The sequence below is a fragment of the Cellulomonas sp. McL0606 genome, from assembly GCF_058248365.1.
On record NZ_CM177779.1, the window covers coordinates 827,368 to 842,836 of the forward strand.

A 15,469-nucleotide genomic window follows, 5' to 3' on the forward strand; every position below is an offset into this window, starting at 1 on the left:
ACGTGCTGCTGGAGCTGCGGGGCATCACCAAGCGGTTCGGGCCGCTGGTCGCCAACGACCACATCGACCTCGTGATCGAGCCCGGGCAGATCCACGCCCTGCTCGGTGAGAACGGGGCCGGCAAGTCCACGCTCATGAACGTCCTGTTCGGGCTGTACGAGCCCGACGAGGGTGACATCGCCGTCGACGGCACCGCCGTGAAGTTCCGGGGACCGTCCGACGCGCTGGCCGCCGGCATCGGCATGGTCCACCAGCACTTCATGCTCGTCCCGGTCTTCACCGTCGCCGAGAGCGTCATGCTCGGGCACGAGTCGACCCGGGGCGGGCTGCTCGACCTCGACACCGCCCGAACCCGCGTGCGCGAGCTGTCCGCCCGGTTCGGGTTCGACGTCAACCCGGACGCCCGCATCGAGGACCTCCCCGTGGGCGTGCAGCAGCGGGTCGAGATCATCAAGGCGATGGCCCGGGACGCGAAGGTCCTCATCCTCGACGAGCCCACCGCGGTGCTGACGCCGCAGGAGACCGACGAGCTGATCGAGATCATGCGCCAGCTCGCAGCGGCCGGGACGTCGATCGTCTTCATCACGCACAAGCTGCGAGAGGTCCGGGCGGTCGCGGACGTCATCACCGTCATCCGGCGCGGTCGCGTCGTGGGCTCCGCGGAGCCGACCGCCGACGAGTCCGAGCTGGCCGCCATGATGGTCGGCCGCGCGGTGATGCTCGACCTGGACAAGGCGCCGGCCGAGCCTGGGGAGATCGTGCTGCAGGTCCGTGACCTGCTCGTCCTGGACGGCGCCGGGACGCGCGTGGTCGACGGTGTCTCGTTCGACCTCGCCCGCGGGGAGATCCTCGCGATCGCCGGTGTGCAGGGCAACGGCCAGTCCGAGCTCGCCGAGACCATCCTCGGCCTGACGCCGTCCCTGCGCGGGTCGGTCGTCCTGGAGGGCACGGAGCTGGTGGGGAAGTCGGTGCGCGAGATCCTCGACCACGGCATCGGCTTCGTCCCCGAGGACCGCTCGCACGACGGGCTGGTCGGGGAGTTCAGCGTCGCCGAGAACCTGGTCCTCGACCTCATCTTCGATCCGCGCTTCCGCAGCCCGCTCGGCGTCGACCTGGCGGCCGTGCAGGCCAACGCCCAGGCCCGCATCGAGGAGTACGACATCCGCACCCAGGGGCCCACGCAGCCCGCCGGTCGCCTGTCGGGCGGCAACCAGCAGAAGGTCGTCGTCGCGCGTGCGCTGTCCCGCCCGCTGCGCCTGTTCATCGCGAGCCAGCCGACGCGCGGCGTCGACGTCGGATCGATCGAGTTCCTGCACCGCCGGATCGTCGAGGAGCGGGACTCGGGCACCCCGGTGATCCTCGTCTCGACCGAGCTGGACGAGGTCAGCGCGCTGGCCGACCGGATCGCCGTGATGTACCGCGGGCAGATCATCGGCGTCGTGCCCGGCGACACCCCGCGCGACGTGCTGGGCCTGATGATGGCCGGCGTCCCGCTCGACGAGGCCCGCAAGCAGGCCGCAGAGCACCCGACCACCGAGACCATGCTCGAGGAGGGCGACCTGTGACCGACGAGCGTGCCGCACCTGGCGGACGCCCCGCCGGCTGCGCCGCCGCCCAAGGACCCCACGGAGGACGCCGCGGCGTCGTGGCTGCGCCGCGTGTCGTCGAGCGGGTCGACGGTGACTGTCCTGGCGTTCGTGCTCGCGCTGGTCATCGGCGGCATCCTCATCGCGGCGGTGAACCCCGAGGTCACCGCGGCGGCGCACTACTTCTTCGCCAAGCCCGGTGACCTGTTCCGGGCCGCGTGGCAGGCCGTGAGCGAGGCCTACACGGCCCTGTTCCGCGGGGCGGTCTACGACTACGACGCCAAGACGTTCAGCAAGTCCATCCGGCCCCTGACCGAGACCATGACGATCGCGACGCCGCTGATCATCGCGGCGCTCGCGGTGGCCGTGGCCTTCCGGGCCGGCCTGTTCAACATCGGTGCCCAGGGCCAGGTCATCCTCGGCGCGACGCTCGCCGCGTACCTGGGGTTCACGTGGCACCTGCCGACCGGGATCGCGCTGCTGGTGTCCCTGGTCGGCGGTCTGGTGGCCGGCGGGTTCTGGGCCGGCATCGCCGGTGTGCTGAAGGCGCGGACCGGGGCGCACGAGGTCATCGTCACGATCATGCTGAACTACGTCGCCATCTCGTTGCTGGCGTGGTTCCTGACCACCCAGGCGTTCCGGGTCGCCGGTTCCGCCGAGCCGAAGTCGCGCACCGTGCGAACCGAGGCCCAGCTGCCGCTGCTGTTCGGGTCGCAGTACCGCGTGACGTGGGGATTCATCATCGCGATCCTCGCCGCGGTGTTCGTCTGGTGGTTGATGTCGCGGTCGCGCATCGGGTTCCAGTACCGCGCCGTCGGGTTCAACCCCAACGCGTCGCGCACCGCGGGCATCTCGGTCCAGCGGATCACCGTCTACGTGATGCTCACCTCCGGTGCGCTGGCCGGGCTGGCCGGTGCGGTCCAGCTGCTGGGCACGTCCAAGTACCTCACCGACGGCATCGCGGGCACGATCGGTTTCGACGCCATCACCGTGGCCCTGCTCGGGCGCTCGAAGCCCCTCGGCATCTTCTTCGCCGGGCTCCTCTACGGCGGCCTGAGCGCGGGCGGTCGCTTCATGGAGGTGGTGACCGGCACCCCGATCTCCATCGTCCTCGTGCTGCAGGCGCTCGTGGTCCTGTTCATCGCCGCACCGACCCTGGTCCGCACGATCTTCCGCCTCCCCGAACCCGGCGCCGACCTCAAGGGAGCGACCGCATGAGCATCGTCATCGAGCGGCAGCCGCTCGCCGAGGCCCCGGTGGTCACCGCCCGTCCGGTCCTGCGCGTGCCCATCACGCTGGCCGTGCTGGGCGTGATCTCGCTGCTCGCGTTCGGGATCGGGTCGACCTCCGGCCTGACGTCCACCTTCGCCCTGTCGTTCCGGACGGACGCCGTCCAGCTCTCACCCCTGGTCGTGTCGACCAAGGCCACCTGCGTGATCCTGTCGATCCTGTGCCTCGCGATCGCCGCGTACTCGTTCTTCCAGGCCCTGCGCTACCGCCGGACGCCGCTGTGGCTCAGCGGGCTGTTCGGGGTCATGTGGGTGTTCGCGTTCCTCGTCTGGGCCGTCGAGGGAAAGTCGACGTCGCTGGTCGACCTGCTGCAGGGGTCGTTGCTGCTCGCCGTGCCGATCGCGTTCGGGGCTTTCGGCGGGGTGTTCTGCGAGCGCTCGGGCGTCGTGAACATCGCGATCGAGGGACAGCTGCTCGTCGGGGCGTTCGCGGCCGCGGTCGTCGCCAGCGTCACGGGCAACGCCTACATCGGCCTGCTGGCGGCGCCGGTGGCGGGCTGGCTGCTCGGGCTGCTGCTGGCCCTCTTCACGGTCAAGTACGCGGTGAACCAGATCATCGTCGGCGTGGTGCTGAACGTGCTGGCCGTGGGCCTGACGAGCTTCCTGTTCGCCGCCGTCCTCAAGCCGAACGCCGAGACCCTGAACACGCCGCCGCTGATGCAGCCCATCGCGATCCCGGTGCTGTCCTCCATCCCGGTGCTCGGCCCGGTCCTGTTCCGGCAGACCCTGATCGTCTACGCCATGTACGTCACCGTGGTCGCGCTCACGGTCGCGCTGTTCCGCACCCGCTGGGGGCTGCGGGTCCGCGCGGTCGGCGAGCACCCGGAGGCGGCGGACACCGTCGGCATCCAGGTCAACCGCACCCGCTGGCGCAACGTCCTGTGGGGGTCGGCGACGGCCGGGTTCGGCGGCGCGTTCTTCACCGTCGGCTACATCGGGGCGTTCGGCCAGGAGATGTCGGGCGGCAAGGGCTACATCGCGCTCGCGGCCATGATCCTGGGCCGCTGGACGCCGATCGGCTCGCTCGGCGCGGCACTGCTCTTCGGCTTCGCGACGAAGCTCGCCTCCGCACTGTCCGTGCTCGGCACCCCCGTGCCCAGCCAGTTCATGCAGATGCTGCCGTACCTGCTGACGATCTTCGCCGTCGCCGGGTTCGTCGGCCGGGTGCGCGGGCCCGCGGCGGCCGGCGTGCCCTACCTGAAGGGTTGACGTGTCTTCCGAGACCGATACTGCCGCCATCGACTGGGACGCCCTGCGGTCCGCCGCCACCGAGGTCATGCACCGGGCGTACGCGCCGTACTCGAAGCTTCCCCGTGGGTGCCGCCGCGCTCGTCGACGACGGCCGCGTCGTCGTGGGCTGCAACGTCGAGAACGCGTCCTACGGGGTCACCCTGTGCGCCGAGTGCGCACTGGTGTCCGGCCTGCACGTGACCGGGGGCGGGCGGCTCGTGGCGTTCACCTGCGTGGACAAGCACGGCAACGTGCTGATGCCCTGCGGGCGGTGCCGTCAGCTGCTCTGGGAGCACGGCGGGGCTCGGCTGCTCGTCGAGACGGTGCACGGGATCAAGCCGATGACCGAGGTGCTCCCGGACGCGTTCGGGCCGGCCGACCTGGAGGAGCGGGCATGAGCTTCGACGCCGTCGACGTGATCGTCGCCAAGCGTGACGGGCACCGGCTGTCCGACGACCAGATCGACTGGGTGGTCGACGCGTACACGCGCGGCGTGGTGGCCGAGGAGCAGATGTCCGCGCTGACCATGGCGATCCTGCTCAACGGGATGGACCGCGCCGAGATCGCCCGCTGGACCGCCGCGATGATCGCGTCGGGCGAGCGTCTCGACTTCTCCGGGCTGTCGCGGCCGACCGCCGACAAGCACTCGACGGGTGGCGTCGGCGACAAGATCACGCTGCCGCTCGCCCCGCTGGTCGCGGTCTTCGGCGTCGCCGTCCCCCAGCTGTCCGGGCGCGGGCTCGGGCACACGGGCGGGACCCTGGACAAGCTGGAGTCGATCCCCGGCTGGCGTGCGGCGCTGAGCAACGACGAGATGATGGCGCAGCTCGACGACGTCGGCGCGGTCATCTGCCAGGCGGGGTCCGGCCTGGCGCCGGCGGACCGCAAGCTGTACGCGCTGCGCGACGTCACGGGGACCGTCGAGTCGATCCCGATGATCGCCGCGTCGATCATGAGCAAGAAGATCGCCGAGGGGACCGGCGCGCTGGTGCTCGACGTCAAGGTCGGCTCCGGTGCGTTCATGAAGGACGTCGAGCGCGCGCGCGAGCTGGCCCGCACCATGGTCGACCTCGGCACCGACGCCGGTGTCCGCACCGTCGCGCTGCTCACCGACATGTCCACGCCGCTGGGACTCACCGCGGGCAACGCGCTGGAGGTGCGGGAGTCGGTCGAGGTCCTGTCCGGGGGCGGTCCGGCCGACGTCGTCGAGCTGACCGTCGCGCTCGCGGTCGAGATGCTCGAGGCCGCCGGGGTGGCCGGCGACCCCGCCGCGGCCCTGGCAGACGGGCGAGCGATGGACGTGTGGAGGCGGATGATCGCGGCCCAGGGCGGCGACGAGAACGCGACCCTGCCGGTCTCGCGCGAGTCCGAGCACGTGCTGGCCGAGACCGACGGCACGGTGACCGTGCTCGACGCCTACGCGGTCGGCATCGCCGCCTGGCGTCTCGGCGCGGGTCGCGCGCGCAAGGAGGACCCCGTGCAGGCGGGCGCCGGCATCGAGCTGCACGCGCGGCCGGGCGACATCGTCCGCGCCGGGCAGCCGCTGCTGACCCTGCACACGGACACCCCGGAGCGGTTCGCGCGCGCCCGTGAGGCGCTCGAGGGCGGCGTCGTGATCGCCCCCGCCGGGACGCCCGTGGGGGTCCGCCCGCTCGTCATCGACCGCATCGAGGCCTGAGTCGACGGGTCTCGACGAGGCCGCAGCACCTGGGTGCGTTCGGCGCCCAGCGGGAGCACGATGGACGTCATGAGCACCGTTCCCGGGAGTGACGCGTGGCGCGACGCAGGACTGGCACCGGTGGACCCGCACCGGCCCGTGAGCCTCGTCGACGACACCGATGACAGCGACGACGAGGACTACCAGCCTGCGTTCGCGCGCGCGGACCTCGACGGGCGGGCCGACGAGGCCGACGTGGTCGAGCAGGACACCGAGGTGCCCGACGACGACGGCGCGGAGTGACATAGGGGGCAATTCGGTACGGTGAGGCCATGAGCGCCCCCGCCGAGTCCCCCGCCGTCGTGCCCGCCGACGACACCGTCGCGCCCGCCGACGACCTCCTCGCGATCATCCCCAGCTCCCCAAGGTGCTGCTGCACGACCATCTCGACGGTGGTCTGCGCCCGCAGAGCATGATCGAGATGGCCGCCGAGGCGGGTCACGAGCTGCCCGCCACCGACGCCGAGGAGCTGCGCACCTGGTTCTACGACGCCGCGTCCTCGGGCACGCTGCCCCGCTACCTCGAGACGTTCGACCACACGATCGCCGTGATGCAGACCGAGGAGCACCTGCGCCGCGTCGCGCGCGAGTCCGCGATCGACCTGGCTGCGGACGGCGTGGTCTACGCCGAGCAGCGGTATGCGCCCGAGCAGCACCTGCAGCAGGGGCTGTCGCTCCAGCAGGTGGTCGACGCCGTGCAGGCCGGGTTCGCCGAGGGGGTGGCCGAGGCCGCCGCGCAGGGGCACTCGATCCGCATCGGCACCCTGGTCACCGCGATGCGGCACGCCGACCGGTGGGACGAGATCGCGGAGCTGACGCTGGCCAACCGTGACAACGGCGTGGTGGGGTTCGACATCGCGGGCGCCGAGGACGGCTTCCCGCCGTCGCGGCACATCTCCGCCTTCCACACGCTCCGGGACGCGAACTTCCCGGTCACCGTCCACGCCGGCGAGGCCGCGGGCTACGACTCGCTGGCGGAGGCCGTGCACCTCGCGCAGGCGGCCCGTATCGGGCACGGGGTCCGGCTCGTCGAGGACATCACCGTCGACGAGCTGGGCGACAACCTCGGGCTGCTGGCGCACTGGGTCCGGGACCGGCGCATCCCGCTCGAGCTGTGCCCGTCCTCGAACCTGCAGACCGGCGGCGCGGCCTCGATCGCCGAGCACCCGGTGACCCGGCTCAAGCGTCTGGGTTTCGCGGTCACGGTGAACACCGACAACCGGCTGCAGTCCCGGACCACGCTGACCCGCGAGCTGACGCTGCTGGTCGAGCAGGCCGGCTGGACGTTGGACGACCTGCGCGACGTCGCGGTCACCGCCGCCTCGCACACGTTCCTGCACCACGACGAGCGCCAGGCCCTCATCGAGACGGTCCTCCTGCCGGCGTACTCGGCCGCGCGTCCCGGTCGGCACCGCGCCTAGGCGTCCTGACTAGGAACGCGTCGCGGCGATCGCGAGCAGGTCCCGCGCCGAGCCCGTCGGACGCTGACCGCGGGGCCACACGGCGCGCAGCGACCGCGTCAGGTCGAGGTCGCGGACGGGCACCCGGACCATCCGGCCCGCGGTCACGTCGTCGGCGACAGCGAGCTCACTGAGCACCGCGGGCCCGGCACCGGCAGCGACCGCGGACCGCAGCGCGCTCGTGTTCGCCAGCTCGAGCAGCGGGACCGCCAGCGGCGCCCACGGCTGCAGGGCGGTCTCGAGCGCCGTGCGCGTGCCCGAGGTCGGCTCGCGCTGGACCAGGCGGGTCGCCGCGAGCGTCTCGGGGGCCAGGGGACGTCGCAGACGGGCCCACGGGTGCCCGGGAGCCACCACGACGACGAGCCGATCGCGGGCGACCGTCTGCGCATCGAGGCCGCCGGGCAGGTGCGGTCCTTCGACGAAGCCCAGGTCGGCCGATCCGTCCAGCACTCCGGCGGCGACGTCGGCGCTGTTCAGGGCCGAGAGGCTCACCGCGGTCTCGGGGTGCGCGGCGGCGAGACGCACGAGCCAGAGCGGCAGGGCTGCTCGGCCACGGTCAGGCTCGCCGCCACCCGGAGCCGACCCTGGCGATCGTGCCGCAGCGAGCCGATCCCTGCCTCGAGGGCCTCGGCGGCGGCCAGAACGTCGCGGGCCCAGTCGGCCAGCAGGGAACCCTGCGTGGTCAGCGTCGAGCCGCGTGCGCTGCGGGTGACCAACGGGAACCCGACCAGCCGTTCCATGCCCTTGATCCGCGCCGAGACGGCGGGCTGGCTGATGCCGTGGGCGAGCGCCGCTTGACCGAGGCTGCCGGTCGACGCGACGCGGATGAGCAGCTCGAGCGAGTCGAGGTCGGGGACGTGGGTCAGGCCCATCAGCCCAGTGTATGCCCGGCCATCAGGCGGGCTGATGACTCGATCAGCTCGAGCCGTCTACTGCGGAGCGCGGCTCGACCGCACGCTGGACGCATGACCTCGATCCTCGAGCGGCCGGCAGTTGTCGCCACCCCTCCTCGACGCCTCTCGGCCGTCGGACCCAACTGGTACGCCACGGTCATGGGCACGGGCATCGTCGCCGACGCGGCCGTCACGCTGCCGCACCAGGTGACGGGGCTGCACACCGTCGCGCTGCTGGTCTGGCTGCTCGCCGTGGGGTTGCTCGTCGCCGTGACGGTCGCGACCGTGACGCACTGGCGGCTGCACCCGGTCGAGGCCCGCGCCCACCTGCGGCACCCCGTGATGGGCAACTTCTACGGTGCGATGCCGATGTCGCTGCTCACCGTCGCGACCGGGACCCTGCTTCTCGGGCGTGACCTGATCGGGCTTCCTGCGGCCCTCACGATCGCCTGGGTCCTGTGGGTCGTCGGCACGCTCGGGGGGCTGGTGTGCGCCGCGCTCCTGCCCGTCGTACGCGGCGCCGGCAGAGCGTTCGGCGGCTGGTTGATGCCCGTCGTGCCCCCGATGGTCTCGGCGGCCACGGGCGCCCTCCTCGCCGCGCACCTGGCACCCGGTCCGGGCCGCCACGCCATGGTCGTGCTCTGCTACGGCCTGTTCGGCTTCTCGCTCCTGGCGAGCGCCGTCGTGATCCCCCTCGTGCTGCGGCGCCTGGTCGCGCACGGCCCCGGGCCGGCGGCGCTGGTGCCGACCCTCTGGATCGTGCTGGGCCCGCTCGGCCAGTCGATCACCGCGGCCCACCTTCTCGGCCTGGTCGCAGGCCCGGGCGCGCGGACGTTCGGGCTGGCGTACGGGCTGGTCGCCTGGGCCGCCGCCATGGCGTGGCTCGCGGTCGTCGCGGTGATCACCGTCCGCGCGCGGCCGCCGTTCGGGCTGCCGTGGTGGAGCTTCACGTTCCCGCTCGGCACGGTGGTCACCGGCACGAGCGCCCTGGCCGCGGCGACCGGGTGGGCGGTGCTCGCGTCGTGGGCGGTCGTCCTGTACGTCGGGCTGGTGACCGCGTGGCTCGTCGTGGGCGTCCTCACGGCACGCCGTGCGCGCACCCTGCTGGCCTGAGACCCCGGGCACGCCGCACCGACCCGGCGGCGGGGGGTCTCCGTCGTGGGACCGCGCCTAGATCAGGCCCTTCGTGTGCCAGACGGTCTTGGTCTCCGTGAAGGCCGTGATGCGGCCCAGCGACTGACCGACCTCCTCCGGGGGCAGGACGCGCTTCAGCGTGTCGGCGGCGGCGATCTGCAGGTCGACCCAGTCGAGGTCGCCCGCACCGGCGAGGTCCAGACCGTTGACGTCGGCGTGGCTGGCGAGCCAGGGCGCGATCTCGGCCGGCGACCCGGTGAGCACGTTGACCACGCCCTTGGGCACGTCGCTCGTCGCGAGCACCTCGGCGAGGCTGATCGCGGACAGCGGCAGTCTCTCCGACGCCACCACGACGACCGTGTTGCCGGCCACCAGGGCGGGCGCGACGACGGACACGAGCCCGAGCAGCGACGAGTCCTGCGGCGCGACGATCGCCACGACGCCCGTGGGTTCGGGCACCGAGAGGTTGAAGTACGGGCCGGAGACGGGGTTGGCGTTCCCGGAGACCTGCGCGTACTTGTCCGCCCAGCCCGCGTACCAGACCCACCGGTCGATGGCGGCGTCCACCTGTGCGGTCGCCTTGGCCGACGAGACACCCTCGGCGTCGACGATCTCCGCGACGAACTGCTCGCGCCGGCCCTCGAGCAGCTCCGCGATCCGGTAGAGCACCTGCCCGCGGTTGTACGCGGTCGCGCCCGACCAGCCGCCCTGTGCGGCACGGGCGGCCACGACCGCGTCGCGCGCGTCCTTGCGGGACGCCTTGGCGGCGTTGGCCAGGAACGCGCCCTTGGCGCTGGCGATCTCGTACGTGCGGCCCGACTCGCTGCGCGGGAACGCGCCGCCGATGTAGAGCTTGTACGTCTTGGGAACGGCGAGGCGGCTCACGCGTCTGCCCCCTTCAGGTAGGCGGCGATCCCGTGCCGGCCGCCCTCGCGGCCGTAACCGGACTCCTTGTACCCGCCGAACGGGCTGGCCGGGTCGAACCGGTTGAACGTGTTGGCCCAGATCACGCCGGCGCGCAGCTTGTCGGCGACGGCCAGGATGCGGCTGCCCTTGTCGGTCCAGATGCCTGCCGACAGGCCGTACGGCGTGTTGTTGGCCTTGGCGATCGCCTCGGCGGGGGTGCGGAACGTCAGGACCGAGAGCACGGGTCCGAAGATCTCCTCGCGGGCGATCCGGTGGCTCGTCGAGACGTTGTCGAAGATCGTCGGTGCGAACCAGAACCCGTTCGCGGGGATCTCGCACGCGGCGGTCCACCGGTCGGCGCCCTCGGCCTCGCCGATGTCGCTCAGCGTCCGGATGCGCTCGAGCTGCTCCGCGCTGTTGATCGCCCCGATGTCCGTGTTCTTGTCCAAGGGGTCGCCCAGGCGCAACGTCGACAGGCGGTCCTTCAACCGGGAGACGACCTCCTCGTGCACCGACTCCTGGACCAGCAGGCGGCTTCCCGCGCAGCAGACGTGGCCCTGGTTGAAGAAGATGCCGTTGACGATGCCCTCGATGGCCTGGTCGATGGGCGCGTCGTCGAACACGATGTTCGCCGCCTTGCCACCCAGCTCCAGCGTGAGCTTCTTGCGCGTGCCGGCCACCTGCTTGGCGATCGCCCGCCCGACGTCCGTGGAGCCCGTGAACGCCACCTTGTCGACGTCGCCGTGCCCGACCAGCGCGGCACCGGTCGCGCCCGCGCCCGTGACGATGTTGACGACGCCCGGCGGCAGGTCGGCCTGCTGCACGATCTCGGCGAACAGCAACGCGGTCAGCGACGTGGTCTCGGCCGGCTTGAGCACCACGGTGTTGCCCGCGGCCAGCGCCGGGGCGATCTTCCACGCGAGCATCAGCAGCGGGAAGTTCCACGGGATCACCTGGGCGGCGACCCCGAGCGGACGGGGCGCCGAACCGAGGCCGACGTGGTCGAGCTTGTCCGCCCAGCCGGCGTAGTAGAAGAACCAGGCGGCGACCAGCGGCACGTCGACGTCGCGGGACTCCTTGATCGGCTTGCCGTTGTCCAGGCTCTCGGCCACGGCCAGCTCGCGCGAGCGCTCCTGGAGCAGGCGCGCGATGCGGAACAGGTACTTGCCGCGGTCAGCGCCGCTCAGGCGGGACCACGTCGTGTCGTAGGCCTTGCGAGCGGCCGCGACGGCGGCGTCCACATCGGCCTCGGACGCCGTCGCGATCGTCGCGATGTGCTTCTCGGTGGCCGGGTTGATCGACGAGAACGGCGTCCCGTTGCCGGCCCGGAACTCACCGCCGACGAACAGCCCGTACTCGCTGCGCAGGCTGAGGATCGCCTGCGACTCCGGCGCCGGTGCGTACTCCAGGAAGGTCATCAGGGGTCCTCAGTCGATCGTCACGTAGTCGGGACCGGAGTAGTGACCGGTCGTCACCTTCTGGCGCTGCAGGAGCACGTCGTTGAGCAGGCTGGAGGCGCCGAACCGGAACAGCTCCGGCGTCAGCCACTCCTCGCCGGCCGTCTCGGCGACGGTCACCAGGTACTTGATCGCGTCCTTCGAGGCGCGGATGCCGCCCGCGGGCTTCACACCGATCTTCTGCCCGGAGAGCCGGAACCAGTCGCGGACCACCTCGAGCATGAGCAGCGTGACCGGCAGCGTGGCCGCGGGCGCGACCTTGCCGGTCGACGTCTTGATGAAGTCGCCGCCTGCCAGGATGCCAAGCCAGCTTGCCCGGCGGACGTTGTCGTAGGTGTTCAGCTCGCCGGTCTCGAGGATGACCTTGAGGTGCGCATACGTGCCGTCGGCGCGTCGGCAGGCTTCCTTGACCGCGACGATCTCGTCGTAGACCTGCCCGTAGCGGCCGGCCAGGAACGCGCCGCGGTCGATGACCATGTCGATCTCGTCGGCACCGGCGGCGACGGCGTCGGCCGTGTCCTCGAGCTTGATGGACCGCGACGCGCGACCGCTGGGGAACGCGGTGGCGACCGCGGCGACCGCGATCTTGCCGGTGGCGGGGTCTCCGTGCAGCGCACCGAGCGCCTCGACCGCGTGCGGGACCATGTCGCCGTACACGCAGACCGCCGCGACCCGCGGGCACGTCGGGTCGGCGGGGTCCGGGGTCACGGCCTTCGCGACGAGGGACCGCACCTTGCCGGGCGTGTCGGCGCCCTCGAGGGTGGTCAGGTCGATGAGCCCGATGATCCGGTCCAGCGCCCACGCCTTCGAGGTCGTCTTGATGGACCGCGTGCCCAGCCCGGCGGCGCGCTGCTCGAGGCCGACCGCGTCGACGCCCGGGATGCCGTGCAGGTAGCGACGCAGGTTGGCGTCGTTCGCCTCACCGCCGAGGAGCGCGACGGCTCGCTCGCTCGGTGCGATCTCGGTGCCGGTCATGCTCTGCCTCGTGCGTTCTCGCTCGTCCTCACAGGTTCATCTTCGCTCACCGGAGCGCGCCGGGCGCACCTAGATCCCGAGGGTCGCCCGGACGTCGGCGGCGACCGCGTCCAGCCGCCGGCGAGCCTCCTCGCGCGCGTGGCTCAGTGCCGCGCGGTCGGCGTGCGAGCCCACCGGCTGGATGACCTCCAGGTACGCCTTGACCTTGGGCTCGGTGCCGCTCGGGCGCACGACGACGCGCGTGCCGTCCTCGGTCAGCAGGCGCAGGCCGTCGGTGGCCGGCAGGCCGTCGCGGTCGTCCTCGGTACCGGCGGCCAGGTCGACCACCTGGATCACACGCGAGCCGCCCAACGTCGTCGGGGGCCGCCGCCTCACCCCGTGCACCAGCGGGAGGATCTGGTCCTGCGCCGTGAACCGGGCCGACACCTGGTCGGTCAGGTGCAGGCCGTGGGTGCGCGCGATGTCGTCGAGGGCATCGATCAGCGTGCGGCCCTCGGCGTGCAGCCGTGCCGCCAGCCCGGCCATCAGCAGCGCCGCGGAGATGCCGTCCTTGTCGCGGACGTTGCCCGGGTCGACGCAGTAGCCCAGCGCCTCCTCGTACCCGAACGCCAGGTGGTCGACGCGGGAGATCCACTTGAACCCCGTGAGCGTCTGCGCGTAGCCGAGACCTGCCGACGCGGCGATCTTGCCGAGCAGGCGCGACGAGACGATCGAGCTGGCGAACGTCGGGGTCGTGGCGTCCGGCTCCGCGTCGGCGGCGAGCCAGCGGGCGGCCATCGCCGTGCCCAGCAGTGCCCCGGTCTCGTCACCGTGCAGCATGCGCCAGCCCTCGGCCTCGGCGGTGTCGGGACCGCGATGGCTGCGGTGCCGCGGATCCTGCACGGCGACGGCGCACCGGTCCGCGTCCGGGTCGAGAGCGAGCACCAGATGGGCGCCCTCGTCGCTGGCCAGGCCGGTGGCCATGTCGATCGCGCCCGGCTCCTCGGGGTTCGGGAACGCGATCGACGGGAAGTCGGGGTCCGGCTCGAACTGCTCCGGCACGATCACGACGTGAGCGAACCCGGCCCGCTCGAGCACCCGCTGGGCCACCTCGCCGCCCACCCCGTGCAGCGGCGTGAGCACGATCTTCAGCCGGGCCGCGGCGGCGCGGCTCGCCTCGTCGGTGGGCGCCAGCGCCACGACCGCGTCGACGTAGGCGTCGAGCACGTCGAAGCCGAGCATGGTCCAGCCGTTCGTCGTCCTCGGCACGGACGCGACCGACGGCACGTGCGCGATCTCGGCGGCGATCGCGGCGTCGGCCGGCGGCACGATCTGCGAGCCCTGGCCCGAGTCGGTGACCACCCGGCCGCCCAGGTAGACCTTGTAGCCGTTGTCCTCGCGGGGGTTGTGCGACGCCGTGACCATGATCCCCGCGTCGGCGTCCAGGTGCCGCACCGCGAACGCCAGCACCGGGGTGGGCAGCGACTCCGGCAGGACCAGCACCTCGATGCCGACCGCGGTCAGCACGGCCGCCGAGTCGCGCGCGAAGTCCACCGACCGGTGGCGGGCGTCGTACCCGATGACGACGCGCGGTCGCGGGTGCACGCCGTCCAGCTCGCCCAGCAGGTAGTCCGCCAGCCCGGAGGCTGCGCGGATGACGACCGCGCGGTTCATCCGGTGCGGACCCGCTCCGAGCCGCCCGCGCAGGCCCGCGGTGCCGAACTGCAGGAGCCCGGTGAACCGGTCGGCCAGCTCGGCGCGGGCCGCGCGGCGGGCGTCGATCACCTGCCGCTGCGTCGGGTCGGGCTCGGGGGTGTCGGGGCGTTGCGCGTCGGCCAGCGTCAGCAGCGCACGGAGCTCGTCGGCCGTCTGGGGATCGGGATCATCGTCGATCCATGCCTGCACGCGCGTCCGGAGGTCTGCCCACGCATCGTCGCCGGTCATGGGGCCAAACTACTCACGCCCGCCGGTGGGCGCTCCCTCAGAGGTGGCGGACGATCTCGGCGAGCAGGGCGCTGATCCGCGGACCGGCCGCCGCGCCCGCCTCGAGCACCTCCGCGTGGCTGAGCGGAACAGGGCTGATGCCGGCGGCGAGGTTGGTGACCAGTGAGATGCCGAGCACCTCGAGCCCGGCGTGCCGGGCCGCGATCGCCTCGAGCGACGTCGACATGCCGACCAGGTCTCCGCCGATGCGGCCCGCCATCTGCACCTCGGCCGGCGTCTCGTAGTGCGGCCCGGGGAACTGCACGTAGACACCCTCGTCGAGCGAGGCGTCGACCCGGCGGGCGATCGCCCGCAGCCGCGACGAGTACAGGTCCGTCAGGTCCACGAACGTCGCACCCTCGAGCGGCGAGGTCGCGGTGAGGTTGATGTGGTCGCTGATCAGGACGGGAGTGCCGGGGGCCCAGGCGGGGTTGAGGCCGCCGCACCCGTTGGTGAGCACGATGGTCGATGCACCCGCCGCCGCGGCGGTGCGCACACCGTGCACCACGCGCCGCACCCCCCGGCCCTCGTAGAGGTGCGTGCGGCTCCCCAGGACGAGTGCGTGCTTGGCGGAGCTTCCCAACGACCCTCCGATCCGGATGGAGCGGATCGTGCCCACGTGCCCCACGACCGCAGGCTTGGAGAAGCCCGGCACCTTGTCGCTCGGCAGCTCCGCGACGGTCTCGCCCAGCAGGTCGGCCGCACCGCCCCAGCCCGAGCCGAGCACGAGGGCGACGTCGTGCGTCGGTACGCCGGTCGCCTCGGCGATGTACGCCGCGGCGGCCCTCGCGACGTCGAACGGGTCTGTCGTCGGGTCGTCCAGGGATGTGACGTGGCTCATGGTCGAAGGCTAACCCGCTG

15 protein-coding genes and 1 pseudogene are annotated in these 15,469 nt (G+C 72.3%); 9 read left to right on the forward strand and 7 right to left on the reverse strand.

Annotated elements, in window-relative coordinates; translation table 11 throughout:
- Positions 1 to 2: 2 nt before the first annotated feature.
- From AC38ZX_RS04275 to AC38ZX_RS04310, 8 genes and pseudogenes are all read left to right on the forward strand, one after another.
- Positions 3 to 1,565, forward strand: coding sequence for an ABC transporter ATP-binding protein (locus AC38ZX_RS04275; protein WP_491296448.1), 1,563 nt, complete (start codon positions 3 to 5; stop codon positions 1,563 to 1,565).
- 9 nt (positions 1,566 to 1,574) lie between these two features.
- Positions 1,575 to 2,804, forward strand: a complete 1,230-nt coding sequence (locus tag AC38ZX_RS04280) for an ABC transporter permease (protein ID WP_491296449.1) — start codon at positions 1,575 to 1,577, stop codon at positions 2,802 to 2,804.
- A complete protein-coding gene (locus AC38ZX_RS04285) occupies positions 2,801 to 4,084 on the forward strand; it encodes an ABC transporter permease (protein WP_426594620.1) in 1,284 nt (427 codons plus the stop codon). The genes AC38ZX_RS04280 and AC38ZX_RS04285 overlap by 4 nt, the downstream gene beginning before the upstream one ends.
- Positions 4,085 to 4,151: 67 nt before the next feature.
- A pseudogene (locus tag AC38ZX_RS04290) lies at positions 4,152 to 4,503 on the forward strand (cytidine deaminase).
- Positions 4,500 to 5,783, forward strand: coding sequence for a thymidine phosphorylase (locus tag AC38ZX_RS04295; protein WP_491296450.1), 1,284 nt, complete (start codon positions 4,500 to 4,502; stop codon positions 5,781 to 5,783). The pseudogene AC38ZX_RS04290 and the gene AC38ZX_RS04295 overlap by 4 nt, the downstream one beginning before the upstream one ends.
- Positions 5,784 to 5,852: 69 nt before the next feature.
- The gene (locus tag AC38ZX_RS04300) at positions 5,853 to 6,065 is read left to right on the forward strand and encodes a hypothetical protein (protein ID WP_426594622.1); all 213 of its coding nucleotides are present in this window, start codon (positions 5,853 to 5,855) and stop codon (positions 6,063 to 6,065) included.
- Between the two features lie 29 nt (positions 6,066 to 6,094).
- Entirely contained in the window at positions 6,095 to 6,238 is a 144-nt protein-coding gene (locus tag AC38ZX_RS04305) for a hypothetical protein (RefSeq protein WP_491296451.1), read from the forward strand.
- Complete coding sequence (locus AC38ZX_RS04310; RefSeq protein WP_491297295.1) at positions 6,235 to 7,242, forward strand: adenosine deaminase; 1,008 nt, start codon at positions 6,235 to 6,237, stop codon at positions 7,240 to 7,242. Before AC38ZX_RS04305 ends, AC38ZX_RS04310 begins: the two co-directional genes overlap by 4 nt.
- A 9-nt stretch (positions 7,243 to 7,251) precedes the next feature.
- On the opposite strand, the gene AC38ZX_RS04315 is transcribed toward AC38ZX_RS04310, so the two are convergent.
- Both AC38ZX_RS04315 and AC38ZX_RS04320 read right to left on the reverse strand, forming a co-directional pair.
- Positions 7,252 to 7,806 carry a LysR substrate-binding domain-containing protein gene (locus tag AC38ZX_RS04315; protein WP_491296452.1) on the reverse strand — a complete coding sequence of 185 codons (555 nt, stop codon included), beginning with the start codon at positions 7,804 to 7,806 and terminating at the stop codon, positions 7,252 to 7,254.
- Complete coding sequence (locus tag AC38ZX_RS04320) at positions 7,770 to 8,153, reverse strand: LysR family transcriptional regulator (protein WP_491296453.1); 384 nt, start codon at positions 8,151 to 8,153, stop codon at positions 7,770 to 7,772. Before AC38ZX_RS04320 ends, AC38ZX_RS04315 begins: the two co-directional genes overlap by 37 nt.
- 93 nt (positions 8,154 to 8,246) lie before the next feature.
- Here AC38ZX_RS04320 and AC38ZX_RS04325 point away from each other — a divergent pair, with 93 nt between their 5' ends.
- Positions 8,247 to 9,287: a TDT family transporter gene (locus tag AC38ZX_RS04325; protein WP_491296454.1), complete on the forward strand. Its 1,041-nt coding sequence runs from the start codon at positions 8,247 to 8,249 to the stop codon at positions 9,285 to 9,287.
- 57 nt (positions 9,288 to 9,344) lie between these two features.
- Here AC38ZX_RS04325 and AC38ZX_RS04330 read toward each other — a convergent pair whose 3' ends face one another.
- The 5 genes from AC38ZX_RS04330 to AC38ZX_RS04350 all read right to left on the reverse strand — a co-directional run bounded on the left by AC38ZX_RS04330 (position 9,345) and on the right by AC38ZX_RS04350 (position 15,449).
- Complete coding sequence (locus tag AC38ZX_RS04330) at positions 9,345 to 10,193, reverse strand: aldehyde dehydrogenase family protein (protein ID WP_426594626.1); 849 nt, start codon at positions 10,191 to 10,193, stop codon at positions 9,345 to 9,347.
- Positions 10,190 to 11,632, reverse strand: a complete 1,443-nt coding sequence (locus AC38ZX_RS04335) for an aldehyde dehydrogenase family protein (protein WP_491296455.1) — start codon at positions 11,630 to 11,632, stop codon at positions 10,190 to 10,192. Before AC38ZX_RS04335 ends, AC38ZX_RS04330 begins: the two co-directional genes overlap by 4 nt.
- A gap of 9 nt (positions 11,633 to 11,641) precedes the next feature.
- Positions 11,642 to 12,646, reverse strand: a complete 1,005-nt coding sequence (deoC, locus tag AC38ZX_RS04340; RefSeq protein ID WP_491296457.1) for a deoxyribose-phosphate aldolase — start codon at positions 12,644 to 12,646, stop codon at positions 11,642 to 11,644.
- A gap of 69 nt (positions 12,647 to 12,715) precedes the next feature.
- Positions 12,716 to 14,569: a phospho-sugar mutase gene (locus AC38ZX_RS04345; protein WP_491296458.1), complete on the reverse strand. Its 1,854-nt coding sequence runs from the start codon at positions 14,567 to 14,569 to the stop codon at positions 12,716 to 12,718.
- A 37-nt stretch (positions 14,570 to 14,606) separates the two neighbouring features.
- Positions 14,607 to 15,449 (reverse strand): purine-nucleoside phosphorylase, encoded by an 843-nt coding sequence (locus AC38ZX_RS04350; RefSeq protein WP_491296459.1) that lies wholly within the window; start codon positions 15,447 to 15,449, stop codon positions 14,607 to 14,609.
- Between the last annotated feature and the right edge of the window lie 20 nt (positions 15,450 to 15,469).